Annotated in this window: 13 protein-coding genes; all 13 read right to left on the reverse strand. The window is 72.9% G+C overall.

Annotated elements, in window-relative coordinates; translation table 11 throughout:
* Positions 1-47 precede the first annotated feature (47 nt).
* The 13 genes from CG723_RS27580 to hypF all read right to left on the reverse strand — a co-directional run bounded on the left by CG723_RS27580 (position 48) and on the right by hypF (position 19,990).
* Positions 48-872, reverse strand: a complete 825-nt coding sequence (locus tag CG723_RS27580) for a DUF6039 family protein (protein WP_100596213.1) — start codon at positions 870-872, stop codon at positions 48-50.
* A 69-nt stretch (positions 873-941) separates the two neighbouring features.
* A complete protein-coding gene (fabD, locus tag CG723_RS27585) occupies positions 942-3,329 on the reverse strand; it encodes an ACP S-malonyltransferase (protein WP_100596214.1) in 2,388 nt (795 codons plus the stop codon).
* A 29-nt stretch (positions 3,330-3,358) separates the two neighbouring features.
* Positions 3,359-4,156 (reverse strand): enoyl-CoA hydratase-related protein, encoded by a 798-nt coding sequence (locus CG723_RS27590; protein WP_199841918.1) that lies wholly within the window; start codon positions 4,154-4,156, stop codon positions 3,359-3,361.
* A 17-nt stretch (positions 4,157-4,173) separates the two neighbouring features.
* Positions 4,174-5,091: a DUF6039 family protein gene (locus CG723_RS27595; RefSeq protein WP_100596215.1), complete on the reverse strand. Its 918-nt coding sequence runs from the start codon at positions 5,089-5,091 to the stop codon at positions 4,174-4,176.
* Between the two features lie 67 nt (positions 5,092-5,158).
* Positions 5,159-6,475, reverse strand: coding sequence for an alpha/beta fold hydrolase (locus CG723_RS27600; RefSeq protein ID WP_100596216.1), 1,317 nt, complete (start codon positions 6,473-6,475; stop codon positions 5,159-5,161).
* Between the two features lie 84 nt (positions 6,476-6,559).
* A complete protein-coding gene (locus tag CG723_RS27605) occupies positions 6,560-6,907 on the reverse strand; it encodes a YciI family protein (protein ID WP_100596217.1) in 348 nt (115 codons plus the stop codon).
* A gap of 286 nt (positions 6,908-7,193) precedes the next feature.
* Positions 7,194-7,430 (reverse strand): ferredoxin, encoded by a 237-nt coding sequence (locus CG723_RS27610; protein ID WP_100596218.1) that lies wholly within the window; start codon positions 7,428-7,430, stop codon positions 7,194-7,196.
* An 11-nt stretch (positions 7,431-7,441) separates the two neighbouring features.
* The gene (locus CG723_RS27615) at positions 7,442-8,641 is read right to left on the reverse strand and encodes a cytochrome P450 (protein ID WP_100596219.1); all 1,200 of its coding nucleotides are present in this window, start codon (positions 8,639-8,641) and stop codon (positions 7,442-7,444) included.
* 139 nt (positions 8,642-8,780) lie between these two features.
* Positions 8,781-10,169 (reverse strand): condensation domain-containing protein, encoded by a 1,389-nt coding sequence (locus CG723_RS27620; protein ID WP_100596220.1) that lies wholly within the window; start codon positions 10,167-10,169, stop codon positions 8,781-8,783.
* Positions 10,170-10,194: 25 nt separating this feature from the next.
* Positions 10,195-15,432, reverse strand: a complete 5,238-nt coding sequence (locus CG723_RS27625) for a non-ribosomal peptide synthetase (RefSeq protein ID WP_100596221.1) — start codon at positions 15,430-15,432, stop codon at positions 10,195-10,197.
* Positions 15,433-15,526: 94 nt separating this feature from the next.
* Positions 15,527-16,243 (reverse strand): gamma-glutamyl-gamma-aminobutyrate hydrolase family protein, encoded by a 717-nt coding sequence (locus CG723_RS27630; RefSeq protein ID WP_100596222.1) that lies wholly within the window; start codon positions 16,241-16,243, stop codon positions 15,527-15,529.
* Positions 16,240-17,583, reverse strand: coding sequence for a hypothetical protein (locus tag CG723_RS27635; protein ID WP_100596223.1), 1,344 nt, complete (start codon positions 17,581-17,583; stop codon positions 16,240-16,242). Before CG723_RS27635 ends, CG723_RS27630 begins: the two co-directional genes overlap by 4 nt.
* A gap of 31 nt (positions 17,584-17,614) precedes the next feature.
* Positions 17,615-19,990 carry a carbamoyltransferase HypF gene (gene hypF / locus CG723_RS27640; protein WP_100596224.1) on the reverse strand — a complete coding sequence of 792 codons (2,376 nt, stop codon included), beginning with the start codon at positions 19,988-19,990 and terminating at the stop codon, positions 17,615-17,617.
* Positions 19,991-20,004 lie beyond the last annotated feature (14 nt).

The raw sequence follows: 20,004 nt of genomic DNA on the forward strand, positions 1-20,004 counted from the left end.
CAGGCCCGCGGGTGGCGAGGCGGTGAGGCGGCGAAGCGAGCGTTTCTCTAGCGGGCGTCCGGCACCGGGGAGAAGGCGATGTCGCCCATGCTCTCCTCGACGAACAGCCGGTTCCAGGTGCCGCCGCCCTTCTCCGGCGCGATGATCTCGTCCAGATAGATCGCGCGGGTCGCGTCGTCCATGCGCATGTGCATGTCGATCAGGTCGTAGTAGGTGTCCTCGGACTTCATGTGGATGAGCCAGTGCACCCGGTCGGCCGGGCCGAAGGCCTCCTCGTACAGGAACGACGACGCGATCCCGGGCAGCCTGGTGTTGATCGACTCGGTGATACGGCGGGCGAAGAGCCTGGCCTCGGCGCGGAACGCGTACTTGGGCTGGGCGACACGGTGGATCATCAGTCCCGCGCCGGACGAGTTGAGGGTGCGCTCCGGGCTCATCGAGGTCTGCCGCTGGGCCGGCGGGACGCGCAGGTCGGGCGCGGCGGCGTCGATGACGGTGCCCTCGGGCAGGGCCTCGTCGGTGCCGTACATGCCCCAGTGCTGCGGGATCAGCGCCGTCTCCGAGAACGAGCCGTCGACGAACATGCCGTGCCAGTCGGCGTCCGCGGCCGGCCCCTCGTCGCCGTCGAGCAGCCGGGAGATCTCGCGGTGGCCGCTGAGCTTGGGCAGGTGCACCAGCCAGTGCAGCCGGTCCCGGACGCCGAACGTCTCCTCGTGCACGGTGACCGTGGTCTGCCCCGCGAACTTGTCGTTGAGGTACGCGGCCTGCTCCAGGGCGATCCGGCGGCCCTCGGCCCGATGGGCCTGCTTGAGCTGGGCGGTGCGCTCCACGATCACACCGGAGTTGGTCGAGTGGAAGGTCAGGGTGGTCATGGTGGCTCCAGGGTTCGGTGGATCGATACGTGTGCCGCCCGCCGTCCGCCGCTGCCGGGCGGCGCACGGTCAGCGGCGGGCGAGGACGTCGGCGGCGCCCGTCATCAGGTGTTCGGCGATCAGGTCGACATGACGGTGACGCCAGTCCTCGAGGCCGGTGCCGCGCACCACGTGGTTGAAGGCGCCGATCGCCGGGCCGCACTGGATCTGGTAGTTGACCTTCTGCGTCGGTTCGCCCTCCAGGCCCCAGCGCACCGAGCGGGCGAAGTACCAGCGGAACGCCAGGGCCATCCGGTGCTTGGGCAGCCGGTCCGCCTTCTCGATCTCGGCGTCGCGCCCCCGCCCGAGGTGGTAGACGCGGGTCTCCTCCCACACCTCGGCGAACGGCCGCTTGAAGTAGGTCTCCTCGACGGAGCGCCGGGTTCCCGCGTCGATCGACTCCCAGCTGTCGTGGCTGCGGTAGAGCTGGTACAGCTTGTTGCCGCGCGCGGCGAACAGCGTTCCCTTGCGGACCACTTGGACCCGGGCGCCGATCTCGAACATGTCGCCCGCGGGCGCGTACGCGGTGTCCTGCACATCGAGACCGGCCAGGATGTCCTTGACGGCGTCGGAGGTACCCGCCTCGGGCGAGCACTGGTTGACGCTGCCGGTCAGCACGAAGTCGGCGCCGAGGACGAACGCGGCGGCGACGGCCTCGGGAGCGCCGATGCCGCCGGCCGCGCCGATCCGGATCCGCCGGCCGTAACCGTGCCGGGCCATCGCCGCGTCGCGATGGCGGATCATCGAGGGCAGTAGCGTCAGGGCCGCGCCGCCGTCCGTGTGGCCCCCGGAGTCGGCCTCGACGCAGATGTCCTGGCCGACCGGCAGCTCGGCGGCGATCTCGGCCTCCTGAGGCGTCAGCCGTCCGTCGGCGGTCAGCCGGCGCAGGATCGCCGCGGGCGCGGGCGCCATGAAGGCGGCCGCGACCTCGGGCCGCGACACCTTGGCGAGCACCCGGCGTACGGCGACGGGGCGGCCCACGGCATCCCGGTGGGCGCCGGAGAAGCGGAACTGCACGACGGCCGGGGTGAGTTGGGTGAATCCTGCGGCCTCCACGTCGTGGACACCGTGCTTGAGGCACAGGTCGACGACGGCGTGCTCGTACGCCGGGTCGTCGATCGAATGCAGCAGGTTCATGCCGTAACGGCCGTCCGGACCGAGTGCGTCCTTGATCCGCACCAGGGCGCTCTCCACCTTGTCGAGCCCGAGCCCGCCGGCCCCGAAGAACCCCATGAGACCGGCCCGCCCCATACGGATGACCAGCTCCGCCGAGGCGATCCCGCGGAACATGGCCCCGGCGAGATAGGCATAACGGATCCCGTAGTCCCGCCGGAACTCGGCACTGCCCAGCTCCTCGGCCCGCTGCCCACGCGAAACGGAGGCGGGGGGTACGGGCGAGGCGGGGGAAGGGGCGGTGCGGGGAGCCGGGGGAGCGGGGTCCGACGGGCGGGCGGGCGCCGCAGTCGCCGCCCGCGCCGCCACAGGAGCCGAGGAAGCGGGCGTCCGGGCCGCGGCCGCCGCCGGGACACCGGCCGCCACCGCCACCGGTGCGGGCGCCACGGCCCGGGCCTTCGCCCCGTCGGCGCGGCCCTGCTTCCACAGGCCCGTCAGGACCTTGCCCGGGCCCATCTCCTCCAGCTCCGTCGTCCCGCGCTCCCTGAGGTAGGCCATGGTCTCCGACCACCGCACGGGGCTCTCGATCTGACGGGACAGCAGCTCGGCGACCTGCCCCGCCCCGTACGGGCGTGCCGTCACGCTGGAGATGACCGTGCGGTGCGGATCGGCGAAGGAGAACCCGGTCAGGAACGTCGCGAATTCCTGGGCGGCCGGGCGCATATGGCGGGAGTGGAACGCCGCGCTCACCCGCACGGGCACACATCGCACCCCCGGCCGCTGTCCCAGGGCCGCGGAGACCATGCGCAGTTCGTCCAGCGGGCCGGACAGCACCGTCTGGGTGGGCGTGTTGTAGTTCGCGACATCGACCTGGCGCGCCCCGGTCCCGGCGAGCAGCGCCTGCACCTCGTCGCCGTCGACGCCGAGCACCGCCAGCATTCCGCCGCCCTGGGCCCGCCCCATCAGGGCGCCCCGTTCGCGGACAAGGCGTACCCCGGTGGCGAAGTCGAAACAGCCCGCGGCGAACAGAGCGCCGTACTCGCCCAGGCTGTGCCCGGCCAGCAACGCCGGCTGGGGCAGCCCCGGATCCCGGGCCAGATACGACAGGGCGCTGACCACGAACAGGGCGGGCTGCGCGTACTCGGTGCGGTCGAGCCTGCCGTCGCCCGAGGTGCGGCACAGTTCCTCCACCGAGTGGCCGAGGACCGTGTCCGCCTGCCGCGTCAGGTCGGGGAAGCGGGCGAACAGGTCGGCCCCCATGCCCTTGCGCTGCGATCCCTGTCCCGGGAAAACCAGTGCCACCATCGCCTCGTCCCTCCTGGCTTCGGCCCCGGTCAGGGCCGCGGCTTCTCCCAGGGGAGCCGCCGCGTTGTCGTGTAGTCGGTGATACGGCGTCGCGCGACGGGCGAGTCGATGAGCCGGGTGAACTCACGCAGGGCGAACGCGTCGGTGTCCTCGGTGGTGAACCACATGGCCCGGAAGTACTGCTTGAGCTCGCCGATCGTCGCCGGGTCGAGCCGGGTGAGGCGGACCAGGAGGCGGCGCACCGCGGCATCCGGGTCCGGCACCACCTCGTCCACCAGGCGGAAGTCCGCGGCCCGGCGCGCGGACACCGGCTGGGTGCTCAGGGCCATCGCGTACGCGGGCTGGAAGCCGGTACGCCGTACGAGAACGGGCAGCACACAGCAGGGCACCAGGCCCCACAGCGCTTCGGGCAGGCTGAACTCGCTGCGCTCGGTGGCGATGACCAGGTCCGCGGCGGCCGCGAGCCCCACGCCGCCGCCGGCCGCGCGGCCGTCGACGCAGGCCACGACCGCCAGCGGTGTCTCGCCGAAGCGCCGCATCAGAGCGAGGAACTCGGCCCCGCCCCGGCCGGCCTGCGAGGCGCCGCCCGCAGCATCGCCGGCGGCCTCCTCGAAGTCGAGGCCCGTACAGAAGGTGCCGCCCGAGCCCTCGAGGAGCAGGACACGGCACTCGGGGTCGGCCTCGGCCCGGTCCAGGGCGGCCCCCAGCGCGTCCAGGGCATCACCGCTCAGGCTGTTGAGGCCGTCCGGGCTGGTGAGAGTGGCGCGCAGGACGTGCGGCTCGGCAGTGAGCCGCACGCCGCGGTGAGTCGGGCCGATGGCCGTCACGACTGCGTCCGCCCCGCTCAGAACCAGGCGGGCGCGCCGGGGTGCAGCGGCGTGAGCACCGTGTCCTGGATGGTGGGGGACACGAACGTCTGCTCCCAGCCGCCACCGCCCTTGAAGTCGGGCACGAACTGCCGCCCGAACAGCGCCTGGTAGTCGGCGTCGTGGCGGCTCAGCTCGGTCAGCTTGCGGTAGGTGTCGAGGCTGTCGAGGTGGATCATCCAGTGGATCCGGTCCTGCTGGCCGAACGTCTCCTCGTAGAGGTAGACCGTCAGCTCGCCGCCGAGCGCCCGGTTGACCTCGGAGGCCCAGGCGAACGCGAACTCGCGGGCCTCGGTGCGGAAGCGGAACGCGGTCTGCGCCGTACGGATGATCGTCAGGCCGCTGTCCACGGAGCTGCGCATCCGGCTGTCGGGCAGCCCGGTCTGGTGGCGGGCGGGCGGCACGAACGTGTCCGACGGCTCGTCGTGGTGGTCGTGGTCGTCGTCGTGCTCGTCCAGGCCGTGCTGGGGGACGTACACCCGCTCCTGGAAGGAGCCCTCGACGAACATGCGCTCCCAGTTGCCGGCGCCCTCCGCAGCCGCGATCCGGTCGGCCTCGGTGATCTCCTTGAAGCTGCGGTCGTGGTCGGCTATCTCCAGGAAGCGGCTGTAGTCGTTGGGCTGCTTCATGTGGATCAGCCAGTGGAGCCGGTCGGCGGTGCCGAGGATCTCCTCGTGCACCACGATCGTGGCGACGCCCTCCACCACCTTGTTCAGGTGGCCGACCAGATCCGTGGCGAACTGACGCCCCTGGGCGCGGAACGCGTGGTTGAGCTGGCCGGCCCGGTGGATGATGAAGCCCGCGTTCCCGGAGTGCAGCAGGTCTGAGCCGGAACCGAGAGGCCCGCTGTGGGCGGGAAGAAACGCGCCCTGGGCCTGGCTCGCCGCGTCGGTCATCGCTCTGTCTCCTTCGTCGCACTGGTGAAGAGGCCTTGGGACCCCTGGTGTCCGACGCTAGGCAGCGTCACCGTGCGGCGCCGCTCACAATTGAGCGCGGCCGAACCGCCTCCGTGAAGAAGTCCGTGAGCAGCCGCGCGACCTCGCGCGGGCGGTCGTACATGGAGTGGTGCGTGGCGCCGGCCAGGCGCTCGTGGCGGGCGTCCGGAAAGCGGTCCGCGGCCAGGGCGAGCCGCTCGGGCGAGGCGATCCGGTCGAACTCACCGCTCACACACAGCACCGGTACCTGTACGTCGGCCGCGTGCGCGAGACCGTCGTACGCCCAGTAGTCCAGGAGCTGGCGGGCATAGGCGACCAGGACGGCGTCGTCCGAGAAGGGGCGCAGCAGCTCGGCGCCGAGGGCGGGCGCGGGCAGCGCGAGGACCTCGTCGGCGAACCGATGCGCGGTCAAGTCCCCTGATATCTCGGCTGGTTGACCGGTGAACATGGTGCGCAGCCGGGCCGCCAGGGCGGGCCGGGCGACGACGGCGCGGCACAGCTCCTCGAGATTGCGCTCGTACGGTGTGTCGGGTTCGAGGCCGGCCGGATCGCCCGTGTGCCGGAAGGAGCCGTGCAGAAAGACCATCGACCGCACGGACTCGGGGCGGCGCCGACGGAACTCCATGGCCGTCTTGGGCCCGCTGCACCAGCACACCAGATGGCAGTCCCGGGCGCCTTCGGCGGCGAGCACCGCCGCCAGGTCGTCGGCCTGGTCGCGCAGGCGCATCGGCCGGGTGCCCGCCGCGGTGCCCCGTGGCGCCCAGGTCAGCACGCGGCGCGTGGGCGCGAGAGCCGCCATCAGGGGGTGCCAGAGCGCGGTCCCCATGCCGAGCGCGTTCACCAGGACGACGGGCGGCTCGCCCTCCTCGCGCACACCCGCCGCGGTATACGGCAGCACGCCGCCGAGCACCCCGACCCGCAACGGCGCCGCCGCACCGATCCGCGCGGCGTCCCGCTCGGCGGCGCGGCGCAGCTCGCTCTGCTCGCGGGCGACGGCCGCCAGTTCGCCGGGCTGCGGCGCGCGCTGAGCGCCGCGGTCGCCGGGCGTGGTGCCGGTGTGCTGTGCGCGGGCGGCCGCGAGGCGGTCCACGGAGGTGCAGTCCGCGGGATCGGTGACCGGTTCGATCGTCAACTCATAGGAATCGCCGATGAGTTGGGCGAGCGCGGTAGGGGTGGTGCCGTGGTGCGCGAGCAGTTCCGCGGGCAGTCGCAGCGGCCGGTGCTCGAAGTAGTCGGGGCGGCGGGTCCGTACCTGGCAGGCCGTGTCGTGCACGGCGTCAAGAAGGGGCCGCAGCCGGCCCGCGCCGTCTCCCGCCGCGCGTGTGTGCATCGCGCCGTCCGTCATGGCGAGCCTCTCCTTAGCGCCTACAGGCCTGAACCCGCGGCCGGGCGTGCCCGGACGCGGGTCGGAGCCGGTGGGACCGGCTGGTTACTCGGCCACCCACAGCGGCCGTACCTCGAGGGTCTCGGGGTTCGGCCACGACTTGGCGATCTCCACGGCGGCGTCGCGGTCGGCGGCCTCGACGAGGATGTAACCGCCCAGCGTCTCGTCGGCGCCCGCGAACGGGCCCTCGACGGCCTTACGGGTGCCGTCGGCCTCCCGGCGCACCGTCACCGGGGCGAGGGACTCGGTCTCGAACGCCTCGCCGCCCACGAGGGCACCGGCCTGGGCCTGCTGGCCCATCCAGCCCTCGATCGCCTTGCGGTAGGTGGCGCGGTCCTCCTGGATCTGACGCCGGGACTCGGCGTTCTCGATGATGACGATCGCGAACTTCATTCGGGCTCTCCTTGTCGCAATGTGCGAAAAACCGGACCGGAATACGGAATTCCTGAATCCAAAGGGATACTCATATGTCCCCATGAATCGTGTCAAGTCGGCGCAAGTCGTGCAACTGGATTGCGGCGCAAGGGGATTGGCACACGTGGGCGAATCCCCGGCGTACCGCGGGACCCGTCTCCAGCCGGGCGGTGCCTATACCCGTCCGACCGTAGTCCTTTCCTGCCACACCCCACTCGAATTCCGCTGGAGAGCCACTTGAGAAGCGCCGCGCAGGCCCGCACCGTCACGACAGGTCGAGCACCTCGCCGCTCACCGCGTCCCGCACCCGCAGCGCTTCCATGGGGCAGGACTCGACCGCGTCCAGCACGTTCTCGTCCGCCGGCACCTCTCCGGCCGGCGGCACGGACCGCCCGTCGACCACCTGGAAGACGTCCGGTGCGACACCGGCGCAGATGCCGGTGCCCATGCACGCGCCGTGGTCGGCCTCGATCCGCCAGCGTGTGTTCTGCTCCTGTGCCATGCCGGTTCCCCTCACCATGCGATCGGCAGCCGCTGCGGGCCCCGGAACAGTCCGCCGGTCTTCCACTCGACCTGGTCCGCGGGCACCGCGAGCCGCAGCCCCGGGAAGCGCTCCAGCAGCCCGCCGATCGCCACCCGCAGCTCCATGCGGGCGAGCTGGGCACCGAGGCAGTAGTGCGCCCCGTGGCCGAACGCCAGATGGGGGTTCTTCTCCCGGGTGATGTCGAGGCGGTCCGGGTCGTCGAACGCCCGGGGGTCCCGGTTGGCGTTCACCGCGGCGGCCACGACACCCTCACCCGCGCGCACCGTGCCACCGCTCAGCTCGACGTCCTCCAGGGCGATCCGGGCGTTGCCGACACCGTTGCCCAGGGGCACGAACCGCAGCAGCTCCTCCACCGCGCGCGGCAGCAGCTCGGGCTGCTCCCGGAGCAGGGACAGCTGATCCTCATGGGTGAGCAACGCGTAGACCATGTTGCCCAGTTGATGGGCCGAGGTCTCGTGCCCGGCCACGAGCAGCGTCACCCCGAACGTGATCAGCTCGTCCTCGGTGAGACGGTCGTCGTCGTCCCGGGCGGACACCAGCACGCCCAGGAGGTCGTCGTGGGGCGCGGCCCGGCGCGCCGACACCAGGTCGGCGAGGTACGCGCGGATCGAGGCGTCGGCCGACATCGCCTCCTCTTTGCTGTACGCCGTGGTGGACATGATGACCTCGGACCAGTGCTGGAACCTGCCCCGGTCCTCGTACGGCACCCCGAGCAGCCGGCAGATCACGGCGATGGTGAACGGCTGGGCCAGGTCCCGCACGATGTCGGCCGGATGTCCCGTGCGCTCCACGCCGTCGAGGAGCCCCGTGAACAGTTCCTCGAGCCAGGACTGCATCGCGCCCATGCGCCGCGCGGTGAAGGCCTTGGACAGCAGGCGGCGCAGCCGTGTGTGCTCCGGCGGGTCGAGGCTGAGGATGGTGTCGCTGCGGCGGGCCAGTGGTGTGGTCCGGGGGGTGTCCTCACCGATCTGCGCGCGGCTGAACCGGGGATCGGAGTTGGCGGCGCGCACGTCGTCGTACCGCGTGACCATCCACCCCTCGCCGCCGTACGGGAGGCGCACTCTGGCGAGCGGGTCGGTCTCCCTCAGTTCCGCGAACTTCGGGTGGATCTCAAGGCCGTCGACCTCTCCCTCGAAAGGGTAGATGTGCACCCGCCTCGTAGCCGACATGAGTCCCACTCCTCCGCGACAGCAACCGGGCACCTCGGATGAGGGCCTCCTCGCACTGGGAGCGTGACCCTTTCGCCCGCCGAACTCCGCTCACTCTTGAACACGCGGCCCGATCGGCTGCCGAGGAGTGAGCATCGGGTCAACTCACTGCCGGCCGCCCCGGATACGCCGCGATCTCCTCGAACAGGGCGAAATAGTCGCGCTGGAGTGCCCGTACACGCTCGTCGGAGAAGAGGCCCGAGCGGTGGGCGACGATGACGCGGCCGCCGTGGTCGTCGTGGCGCAGGCGGACGCTGAGCGGGCGCGCGACGGTTTCGGCCGTGGGGGAGAACGGCTCGGCGCGTAGCGGGCCCAGCTGTCGGGCGGCGCCGAGGTCGTGCTCGCGTTCCGCGGTGAACTGTACGTGGAACAGCCGCTCCAGCAGGGTGGGATCGGCCATGCGCGAGGCCACCACGTGGGGCGGTACGTCGTGGTGGGCGAAGTCGTCGGCCGTGCTCGCCCGCACCTGCTCCACGGCCTCGGCCAGCGTCACGTGTCCCGACAGGTCGGCGCGCACCACCACGTCGTTGGAGAAGTCGCCGACCAGGCCGTGCACGTCGCTGCGGTCGCGGTAGGAGACGGGTGCCCGCACGCAGATGTCCCGCTCGCCCGACCAGCGCGCGAGCAGGATCTGGAAGGCCGCGAGCCCGACCACGTAGAACGTGGTGCGGTGCCGGGCCGCCACCTCGCGCAGCCGGGCGAAGAGCTCCGGCGGCAGGGGGAAGGACCGGGTGCGACCCGCGACGTCCGAGGGGTCCTGGGACCCGTCGCAGGGCAGCGCCGCCGGTTCGGCGCCGGCCAGGCGGTCCAGCCAGTAGGCGATGGTCCGTCCGCCGTGCTCACCTTCGACGCGCGCCCGGTGCCAGGCCGCGAAGTCGGCGTACTGTGCCGGGAGTTCGGGCAGCTCTACGGGCGAGCCCGTGACGGCGCCGGCATAGAGCGCGGTGAGTTCGGTGGTGACCACCTCAAGGGCCCGGGCGTCGCCGACCAGGTGGTGCAGGCACACCACCACGAGGTGTTCGCCGGACGCGCGTCGCAGCACGCGCAGCCGGGCCACGGGGCCCCGGCCGAAGTCGAAGGGGCGGGCCAGTTCGTCGTCCGCGACCGAGGCGGCCGCCGCCGGGTCGGCCAGGGCCACTTCCATGACCGGCCTCGCGCGGACCGGGACCACCTGCGTCAGCGTGCCGTCGACCGTCCGATAGGCGCTGCGCAGCGTCTCGTGCCGCTCGGCGAGAGCCTGCCACGCCTCGCGCAGCGCCCCGGTGTCCAGCGGCCCCGACACCCTGAGCCCGCCCACGATCAGGGGCTGGCGCGCGGTCGTCGCCAGGGAGGGCCACATGCCTTCCTGGCCCAGCGAGGCGGCGAAGTGCCACTCGGCCCCGGAGGGGCGGTCGAGCAGCGGCAGCGCCGCTCCGCCCCTGCGCCGGGCGAGCAGCCGCGCCTCCAGGCGGGCCCGTTCGGCGAAGTCGTCCTTGAGTGTCACGGCCATGGGCCGGTGTCTCCTTTCCCCACCGTCAGCCTTGCTGCTGCAGCAGGTCGGCCACTTCGTCGTCGGACAGCCCGGACAGCTGGTCGAGGAGCCGGGCCAGCTCCTCCGGGTCGCTCTCCGCCACCTGGCGCTGCGTCAAAAGCCGTGCCGTCTGCTCCACGGTGGGGACTCCGGTCAGCAGGTCGGCGACCGAGAACTCCGCCCCGAACGCCTCGCGCAGCCGCAGTGCGATCCGGGTCGCCTGCAGCGAGTGCCCGCCGAGCGCGAAGAAGTCGGCTGTCACCGAGACCTCCTCGAGGCCCAGGACCTCGCACCACACCTCGGCCACCCGCTGCTCGGCCGCGTCGCGCGGCGCCACGTGCTCGCCGCCGGCGAGGTTCTGGTCCGGCTCCGGCAGCGCGTCGCGGTCCAGCTTTCCGTTGGCGCCCACCGGCAGCGCGTCCAGCCATGTGTACGCCGAAGGGATCATCGCCGGTGGCAGGCTGAGAGAGAGGTGCTCCCGCAGTTGTGCCGGGTCCGGCTGCTCGGCGCCGGCCGCGGCCACCAGGTAGGCGGCCAGATACGTCTCGCCGCCTTGCCGGCGGGCCACGACCACGGCGTCGCCGACGGCCGGGTGCCTGGCCAGCACCGCCTCCGACTCGCCGGGCTCCACCCGCTGCCCGCGGATCTTGACCTGGTGGTCGGTGCGGCCGAGGTAGTCGAGGGTGCCGTCCTCGGTCCAGCACGCCCGGTCGCCGGTGCGGTAGAGCCGCCCCCCGGAGCCGAACGGGTCGGGGACGAAGGCGGCCGCGGTCAGCGACGGCCGCCCGAAGTAGCCGCGCGCCACCTGGGGGCCGCCGATGTGCAGTTCGCCGGGCACGCCGACGGGCGCGGGGTTGCCCCGTTCGTCCAGCACGTACAGGCGTACGCCGGGCACCGGGCGTCCGATCGGCAGCCGGGGCCGGTCGGTCGAGCCGGGCTCGACCTGCTCCGCGGTGACGTCGATGGCGGCCTCGGTCGGCCCGTACAGGTTGTGCAGCTCCACGCCCGGCAGCAGACGGTGGAACCGGGCGGCCACGTCCGGCGGCAGTGCCTCACCGCTGCACACGACCCGGCGCAGCGTCCCCCCGGCCGTCGCGGCCGTGGTTTCGTCGAGGAACACGCGCAGCATGGACGGCACGAAGTGACAGGTCGTCACCGCGTGGTCGACGACGGACCGCACGAGATACCCGGGATCCTGGTGGCCGCCGGGCCGGGCGAGCACGATCGTCGCGCCGTGGCCGAGCGGCCACCAGATCTCCCAGCCGGACACGTCGAACCCGACGGGCGTCTTGTGCAGCACGCGTTCCCCGGCCACGAGCGGATACTTCGCCTGCATCCAGGCCATCCGGTTGGCCACGCCGGCATGCTGGTTCATCACACCCTTGGGGGTGCCCGTCGTGCCGGAGGTGTGCAGGACGTACAGCAGGTTGTCCGGCCGCGCGACCTCGTCGAGGGGGCCGTCCGGCAGCTCGGCCAGGGCCGGGTCGTCGATCTCGACGAGCGTCAGCCCGGGCGAGCCTGCCGCGAGTTCGCCCGCTCCGCCGTGCGCGGCATCCCGCGACGTCACCAGCAGCGACGGGGTCACGTCGGCGAGTTGCAGGGCGAGCCGGGCGCGTGGGTGGTCCGGGTCGAGCGGCAGATAGGCACCGCCCGCCTTGACGACCGCAAGGAGCGCGACGACCAGCTCGGGGGAGCGCGGCAGGTGCACCGCCACCACCTGGTCGGGGGCGGCGCCCAGGGAGCGCAGTCGCCTGGCCAGCTGGTTCGCCCGGGCGTCCAGCTGTGCGTACGACAGCGCGCCGCCGTCCCACACGACGGCCGGTGCGTTCGGGGTGAGCCGGGCCTGCCGCTCGAAACCGGCGTGCACCAGGCCGTCGTCGAGCGGCGTGTCCGAGCCGCTGAACTCACCCACCACCCGGTCGAGTTCGTGCGAGGTGAGCATCGGAAGATCCGTCGCCGCCGCCCCCGGCGGCCCCGGCACGGCTTCGAGGGCCAGCGTCAGGGCCTGAAGGATGCGGCGCGCGCTCGGTGCGGAGATCAGGTCCGAGGCGTGGACGGCGTGGCCCGTCAGGCTGCCGTCGCTCTCCTCCGTCAGATGCAGCGACAGCTCGAACTGCGCGCCGGGAGAAGGGAGCTCGAAGGGCTCGGCGCGCACCTCGCCGGACTGCCAGGGCGCCACCGGCAGGTTCTGCAGGGCGAGCGCCACGCGCACCAGTGGGGCCCGTCCGTCGGCGCGGTCCGCGCCGGTCAGCCGGACGATCTCCTCGAGGGGGAGGTCCTGGTGCCGGTAGGCGGCCAGGCACGAGGAGCGGACCCGGGACAGCAGCTCGCCGAAGGCGGGGTCACCGGAGGCCTCGACGCGCAACGGCAGGGTGTTGACGAACAGCCCGACCAGGTCACCGCTGCCGGGACGGTGGCGGCCGGCCGTAACGGCGCCGACCACCAGGTCCTGCTGGCCGGTCCACCGGCTCAGCACAGCGGACAGGCCGGTGAGGATCACCATGAACAGGGTCGAACGGCGCTTGGCCCCATAGCGTTTGAGCCGGGCCACCACCGGCGCGGGCAGGGTGAAGGGCAGGGCGGAGCCCTGGAAGGGGCTCGGGTGCGGGGCCGGGTCCAGCGGCAGCGACACCGCCTGCGCCCCGGCCAGGGTCTCCTGCCAGAACGCGGCGGCCTCGCCGTCGTCGCCCGCGCTCTTCGGCGCGGGAACCGTGACGACGGTGCGCGACGGGCTGCGCCCCGCGAGCCGGTCGCGGTAGCAGATCCCGAGTTCGCGCAGCAGCAGACCCAGCGACCAGCCGTCCACCGCGATGTGGTGGGCGGCCACCGCGAGCGTCCACTCGCGCGCACCGGCCCGCACGAGGACCGCGCGCAGCAACGGCCCCGCCGCCAGGTCGAACGGCTCCCGGGCGAGTGCGGCCGCGACTGCGCGGGCGTCCCGGTCCGCGCTCGGCTCCACCACCGGCAGCTCGAAGGAGCGGGGGGCGAGCGGCGTGCGCCGCAGGGTGCCCTCGGGGTCGGAGGTGAAACCGCTGTGCAGCGCCGGGTGGCGCGCCACCAGGTCCTCCAGGCTCGCGCGCAGCAACTCCGGGTCGACAGGGCCGTGCAGGTCGATGCCGCCCGCCACGTGGTACGCCGCGCCGCCGCCCATGGCGTCGAGGAGCCACATCCACTCCTGCGCCCGGCTCGCGGGCCCGTCGGCGGCCTCGGTGTCGTCGGCGCCGACGTGTGCCTCGGCCACGTCGTCGACGGCATCGACGAGGGCGCTCAGGCCCGCAAGCGTCAGCCCGTCGAGGAGCTCGGCGGGGGACACCCGGAGCCCGAAGCGCTCACGCACCGCTTCGGCGAGCCGCACGGCCCGCAGCGAGTCGAGGTCGAGGACCACCAACGGCACACCGGGCGGCAGCTGTTCGGCGGGCACGTCGAGTTCCAGGGCGACGACCTCGGCGACCGCCCGCGACACCGGGGGCATGTCACCGCCCCCGGCGTCGGGCGCGGTGTCCGCGCCGCCGGTCGCGATCGGCTGCAAAGTGCCGTCCAGCCACCGCTCGCGGCAGGTGCTGCGGCGCACCTTGCCGCTGGTGGTACGGGGAATCGCTCCGGGCCGCACCAGCACCACCTCGTGCAGGGAGAGCCCGTGTTCGGCCGTCACCGCCTTGCGGACCGCCGTGATCACCTCGGGGGCGCGTTCGGGGTCGAAGCCGCGGACCACCTCGTGCACCAGGACGGCCCGCTCCTCGGCCCCGTCGTCGTGCGAGAACACCGCCGCCCGGGTCGGCTGCAGCAGCGGGTGGGCGTGCTCGGCGCTCTGCTCGATGTCCTGCGGGTAGTGGTTGCGGCCGCGCACCACCAGGAGGTCCTTGGCGCGGCCGGTCACGAACAGCTCGTCGCCCAGGGTGAACCCGAGGTCACCGGTGCGCAGGAAGTGCCGCCCCGGGTGGGACTCCAGGGTGGCGCGGAAGACCTCGTCGGTGAGCTCGGGCCGGCCCCAGTAGCCCGCGGTGACGGTCGGGCCGCTCACCCACACCTCGCCGGTCCCGCCGGGCGGGCACGCACGGCCCTCGGCCGGGTCCACCACCACGACGACGTCCTCGCTGCGCGACCGGCCGCAGCCCGTCAGCACAGCAGCGTTCTCCTTGTTCTCCTTGCCCGCGGTGGCCGACACGGCCTGGCCCAGCTCCAGTTCGCGACGGTCGGCGCGCAGCACCCGGGGCTCGCCGCGCTCGGGCGCGCCGCCGGTGACGAACAACGTCGCCTCGGCGAGCCCGTAGCAGGGGTGGAAGGCCGACCGGTCGAACCCGCTGTCCGCGAAGGCGCGCGCGAAGGCGTCCAGGGTCGCGGGCCGCACAGGTTCGGCACCCACCATGGCGTGCTGCCAGCTGCTCAGATCGAGCTCGGCGCGCTTGTCCTCGGGAATGCGGCGCACACACTCGCCGTACGCGAAGTCGGGCGCCGCCGACACCGTCGCGCGGTGCCTGCTGATGGCGTCGAGCCAGCGGTACGGGCTGCGTACGAACGCCATCGGGGAGATCAGGGTGCATGGGAAACCCGCGTACAAGGGCTGCAGGATGCCGCCGATCAGGCCCATGTCGTGATACGGCGGCAGCCAGCTCACGCCCCGGCTGTCCGGACCGACGCCCAGGGCGGTGCTGATGGACGCCGAGTTGTGCACCAGGTTGTCGTGCCGCACCATCACGCCCTTGGGCGTCCCGGTGGACCCGGACGTGTACTGCAGGAAGGCCAGGTCGGCGGGCGCGGGGCCCGCGCCCGGCCAGTCGTCGGCCGCCGCATCCGCGATGTCCTCGGTGACCAGCCACTGGATCAGCCCCGACGTGGTCAGCTCCGGGTACGAGGCCGTGATCGCGTCCGTCACCTCGCGGCTGCTCAGCGCGAGCACGGCGCCCGCGTCCGCCCCGGTCGCAAGGACCGCCGACAGGCCGCGCTTGCCGGTCGGCACATACACGGGCACGGCGACAGCGCCCGCGTACAGACAGCCGAGGAAGGCCGTCACATAGTTCTCGCCCGGCGGGAACAGCAGCAGGACGCGCTCGCCACGCAGGCCTCGCTCGGTGAGCGCGGCGGCGACCGCGCGCACCCGGCGGTCCAACGCCGCGTAGCCGACGGCGTGTTCGCTGCCGTCGTCGCGGATGAATTCCAGGGCGGTGCGGTGCGGAGTGGCGTCCGCCCGGTCGCGCAGGATGTCGACCAGTGTGCCGCCGACGGGACGGACGTGAGTGTGCACGGTTGCCCTCCTGGCAAAGTCCTACGGTGAGGTGTACGGGGCCCGGTCGGGCGAGGGCACGTGCCGCCGCACCGGCGTCACGGTGCCGGCGCGGTCAGACGGTTGCCGCTGTGTGCAGCGACCGGGTGGTGCAGGCCGCGACGAACGCCGCGAACAGCTTCCGGTCGTCGGAGACTTCGGGGTGCCACTGGACGCCGAGGACGAACGGCCTGGACGGGTCCTCGGCCGCCTCCACCACGCCGTCGTCGCCGCGTCCGGTCACGTGCAGGCCGCCCGGATCGAGCACGGCCTGATGGTGGTGCGAGTTGACCTCGGCCAGCTCCCCGTACAGCGCGGCGGCCCGGCTGCCGGGCACCAGGTGCACGGGATGCCGGCCGAAGACGCCCTCGGCCGGGCAGTGGCCGCTGTGCCCGACCAGATCGGGCAGATGCTGGTGCAGGGTGCCGCCGTAGGCGAGGGCGAGCAGCTGGAGCCCGCGGCACACCCCGAGGACGGGCAGTCCCGCGGCGAGCGCCGCCTCGAGCAGCAGCAGCTCCCCGGCGTCCCGGTCGGCCGACGGAGTGTCCGTGCGCGGATGGCGGGCGGCACCGTAGCGCGCGGGGTCGACGTCGGCGCCGCCGGGCAGCAGGAGCCCGTCGAGACGGGCCACCACGTCCGCGTCGGTGTCGTCGGGCGGCAGCACGACGGCACGGCCGCCCGCCCGGCGCACCCCGTCGACGTACCCCTGCTGGAGCACCGTCGCGTCCGTGTCCCAGATGTTCCAGCGCGCGCGGTCGCGGTACGAGGCGATGCCGATGACCGGCCGGCTCACCGGGACGCCTCTGTCAGGGGACGCCCGGCGGCCGCGCCGGTGCGCCGCAGGGCGCCCTCGCACAGGTCCAGAGCCGTGGCGAGCAGCGGACTGCCATCGGCCGCACAAGCGCCGAACGGGGTCCGGGTGCGCAGCGCGGCCGTGCGCTCGGCGAGCAGGGCGGCCGGCTCGGTGTCGCGCACGGCCGCCACGAAGATGTCGGCGAGCTCGTCGATGTCGTCACCCGAAAGCCCTTGGTACGTGGCCTCGTTGAGGCCGATGCGCACGCCCTGCCCGGTGAACCCCGGCAGCCCGGCCATGAAGTTGACCTTGAGGCTGGCGGCGGAGAGCCGGGCGGCCGCGTCCTTCGGCGCGATGCCGTCGGCCTCCGTGTCGAGCCACAGCTGGTGCCCCGCGGAGTAGCCGCGGTCGGCGGCGACCACGGTCAGGCCCCGCTCGGTCAGGAGCCTGCCGAAGCGGCCGGTGTGCTCCAGGACCGCCCGGGTGTAGGCGGGGCCGAACTCGCGGAACTCGAGCAGCGATATGCCCAGCGCGATGGTCGCGGCGAAGTGGTGGTTGCTGATGAGGAAGTCCTGGGCGTCGCGGATCAGCTGCTCCACCTGTGGGTCCCGCGTCAGCACGACCGCCTTCTGCGGGCCGGGGAACGTCTTGTGGGTGGAGCCGCCCCAGCTGTCCGCGCCCTGGTCCAGCGGGTTGGGGAACGCGTCCGCGAGTACCAGGCCGAGCCAGTGACTCGCGTCCACGTGCACCAGCGTGCCGGGCGAGGCCTCCCGCACCGTCTCCACCAAGGACTTCACATCGACGGGGAACAGGCAGTGCGACTGGTCCACGTACACCAGCGAGGGACGCACCCGGGCGAGGAGCTCGGCCGCGTGCTCGAGGTCGAGGGAGTGCGGGTCGGGGCCGCGCAGGAACTCCACGTCGAGGCCGAGCCGGGCGGCCACCTGCGGCGTCGCGTAGTGGCCTCCCTGCTCCGGGGAGACGGTGACGACCGTGGAACCCGGTTCGCCGCCGAGCGCGCCGAGCACCAGCGTCATCCCGTTCAGACCGCTCAGCGGTCGCACCGAGGCGTACGAGGCCCGGCCCAGCTCCTGCAGGAGCGGGATGGTCAGCTCCATCTCCAGGTCGCGCAGCCGCTGCGCGCCACGGAAGTGCCAGCGGTCGGGGTCGTCGCCCTCGTTGAAGAAGTAGCGGTGGTACGGGTCGAGAAGCATGGGCAACTTGGCCAGCCCCGACATGGAGGTCTCCGACGGCACCATGCTCAGGGTCTGCCGTGCGCTCGCCTCGTTCTCACTCAGCAGGCGCACGACGGTGTCCAGCGTCAGATCTGCGGTCCGCATCGGGCTGTGCCTCCGTCGTCGGTGGAGCGGGTCAGCGGCATTCGTTCGTGCCGGGGTTCGGGGTGTCCGGGCTGTCTGTGCTGTCCGGGCTGTCACGCAGGCGTGCGTTCGCGACCATCACCTGGCCGAGCGCGATACCGCCGTCGTTGGTGGGCACCAGGCGGTGCGCATGGGCGTCGAAGCCCGCCCTGCGCAGCTCCACGAGGCAGTTGACCTGAAGGAACTCGTTGAGGAAGACGCCGCCGGAGAGCACCACTTGGCGGATGCCGGTGCGTTCGCGCAGCGCGCTGCACCGCTTGACGACCATGTCGACCACCGTGGAGTGGAAGCGCCGGCTGATGTCGGTGACGCCGGTGCCGCGTGCGAGGTCCGCGGCGATCGCCCGCACGAGCGGCCTCGGGTCGACGAGCTCGGTGTCGCCCTCCTGCTGGAGTCCGAAGGCGTAGGGCGCGGTCAGGGCGAGGTCGCGGCCCAGCAGCCCCTCCAGTTCGATCGGGCCGTGTGCCTCGTACTCGGCGTAGGCGCACACGCCGAGCAGGGCGGCCACCGCGTCGAAGAGCCGTCCCATGCTGGACACCGGCGGGGCCTGGATGCCGCGTTCGGCCATGGTCGCGAACACGGTGCGCTTGCGGTCGTCGAGGATCTCCAGCGCGGGGAACGCGGCGACGGCCCGCTCGGGGGAGCCGAGTGCCTGCAGCGCGAGCGCGTATCCGGTGCGCACCGGCTCGGCCACCGCCTTGTCGCCGCCGAGCAGCGGGACCGGCCGCAGATGGGCCGCCCGGCGCACCGAGGCGAAGTCGCCGACGAGGAACTCGCCGCCCCAGATGGTGCCGTCCTCGCCGTAGCCGGCGCCGTCGAAGACGACGCCGATGGTGGGTCCGCTGAGCCGGTTCTCGGCCATGCAGGACGCCATGTGGGCATGGTGGTGCTGGACCTCGACGACGTCGTCGGGCCGGTCGGTCCCGGCCAGCACCCGGGCCTTGAAGGCGGGGTGCAGGTCGCAGGCGGCGTGACGGGGCTTCAGCTCGTACAGTTCGGCGAGGTGGGCCGCGGCCTCGCGGTGCGAGGCGTAGGTCTCGTCGTTCTTCAGGTCGCCGATGTGCTGGCTGACGTAGACCTCGTTGCCGTCGCCGAGCGCGACCGTGGTCTTGAGCTCCGCGCCGTACGCGATGACCGGTCCGGCGATGTCGTCGACCTTCACCGGGTAGGGGGCGTAGCCGCGCGAGCGCCGCAGGAACGTGATGATCGGCTCGTCCAGGGCCGGGTGCACGGAGCTGCGCACCACCGAGTCGTCGACGCGTACGTGGATGTCCCGGTCGTGGTGCAGGATCAGGTCGGCGACCTCGAACAGCTCGGCCAGCGCGTCCTCGTTGCGGTACGCGATCGGCTGGCCGGAGATGTTCCCGCTGGTCATCACGAGGACATCCGACTCCGGCCGGTCGAGAAGCAGTTGGTGCAGCGGAGCCGACGGCAGCATCACACCGAGGTTCGGGTTGCGCGGGGCGACCTCCTCGGGCAGTGCGCCCGGCAGCTTGCGCAGCAGCACGATGGGGCGGGCCGGGGAACGCAGCAACTCCCGCTCGGCGTCCGTGATGTGGGCGATCCCGGCCGTCTCGGCGAGGCCCGCGGCCATCACCGCGAACGGCTTGGAGTCCCGCTTCTTGCGGCGCCGCAGTCGGGCCACGGCCGCCGCGTCACGCGCGTTCACCGCGAGGTGGAACCCGCCGACGCTCTTGACGGCGACGATCTGGCCGTCGGCGAGCGCCCTGATGGTGCGCGTCAGCGCCTCTTCGGCCTCGGCCACCACCCCGTCGGGCGCGGACAGGGTCACCTTCGGGCCGCACCGCGGGCAGGCGGTGGGCTGCGCGTGGTAGCGGCGGTCCGCGGGGTTCACATACTCGGCGCGGCAGTCCTCGCACATCGCGAAGACGGCCATCGTGGTCTTCTCACGGTCGTAGGGCAGGCCCTTGATCAGGGAGTAACGGGGCCCGCAGTGGGTGCAGTTGGTGAACGGGTAGCGGAACCGGCGGTCGGCGGGGTCGAGGACCTCGCGCAGACAGTCGTCGCACACGTGCGAGTCCGGGGCGACGATGGTGTTCGCCCGCCCGGTGCGCCGGCTCTCCCGGATCTCGAAGCCTGTCGGCAGGTCACCGCCGGCCCGGGGCGTCCGCGACTCCACGCGCACCTCTTCGACGCGGGCGAGCAGGGGGGCGCGGTCCTTGAGCGCCCCCGCGAATTCCGCGAGTTCGCCGGCCCCGCCGGACACCTCGGTCTGGACGCCCAGCGTGTCGTTGAGAACCCAGCCCCTCAGGCCCAGGCCGGTGGCCAGGGTGTGCACGAAGGGCCGGTAGCCCACGCCCTGCACCACCCCGGTCACCCGGATCAGCCACTGCTCGGTCTCTGCCATGACTCCTCCTCGGG

The sequence above is a fragment of the Streptomyces sp. CB01635 genome (assembly GCF_002803065.1).
GTDB lineage: Bacteria > Actinomycetota > Actinomycetes > Streptomycetales > Streptomycetaceae > Streptomyces.